Source organism: Staphylococcus sp. 231237_7MaSpsaltlick, assembly GCF_043107035.1.
Window position 1 is genome coordinate 1 of record NZ_JBICNX010000200.1, and the last position, 847, is coordinate 847.

Below are 847 nucleotides of genomic sequence, written 5' to 3' on the forward strand. Positions count from 1 at the left end.
ATCAATATCGCCAACATTTACTTCTACTATTTCATCACTCAGCTTTTCTTCTTTAGGTAAATAATTTTTAATTTCTTCAATCAACTTCAACATATTACCCCTCCGCTTTTTAAATGTTTTATTTTATTGTATCATACCGTTGTAGAATTTTGATGTGTATCCTATTTTATTTCAACTATTTCACTTAATTTCAAAGTAAATAATCCTTCATAAATATACATTTGCAACACTTGATTATGCGTATCTACTTTGTGTATGAACCCATCCGCCTTCTTAATATATCCGTTTTCAAAATAACTTACTTCTGCCTGTGGGTCATGGAACATTTTCATCATTAACGTATCATTCAACTCACTCATTTGGTGGTCACTTAACGTCGGTTTATCAATTTTATCTTGGTCTTTTATGTACTGTTCTAGGCGCTCATATTGTTCCGGTAACGTTTTAAATGCTGCCCACTTAACGATTCCTCTACCTTGTGGGATATTTGAGTTAAGGTATTCTCTAGGTATCTTACGATAATCTGTTTCATAGCAATATGGTTCAGGCATACCTGGACTAATCTTTTTCATTTATAATCACCTCATGAATAATATAGAACAAACGTTCGTATATGTAAATAAAAAATTACTCCCTAAAATTATAGGGAGCTAAGATATATTTATATTATTTACCTACATTTGTACCAAATCTAAAATACAAGCATAAAGCTATTAATGGCAGCAAATAAAATCCTCTAAAAATCTTATAGCTAAGTATTAGTATAAACATAACCGCTAAAAAAGTGAGTATTAAAGTAGCAACCATGCCTATAAAATCATTCCCATCTTCTGACCTAGATATCTGG

General features: G+C 30.9%; 2 protein-coding genes. Both read right to left on the reverse strand.

What is annotated here, in order from left to right; genetic code table 11:
* Positions 1–161: 161 nt before the first annotated feature.
* Entirely contained in the window at positions 162–572 is a 411-nt protein-coding gene (locus ACF91D_RS30900; protein WP_392438577.1) for a YolD-like family protein, read from the reverse strand.
* Between the two features lie 94 nt (positions 573–666).
* The coding region (locus ACF91D_RS30905; RefSeq protein ID WP_392438578.1) for a hypothetical protein at positions 667–847 on the reverse strand (181 nt) is incomplete at its 5' end.

What these genes read in the sequence shown, in the direction of transcription:
- ACF91D_RS30900 (WP_392438577.1), bottom strand. Translation starts at nt 572, where the DNA reads ATGAAAAAGATTAGTCCAGGTATGCCTGAACCATATTGCTATGAAACA.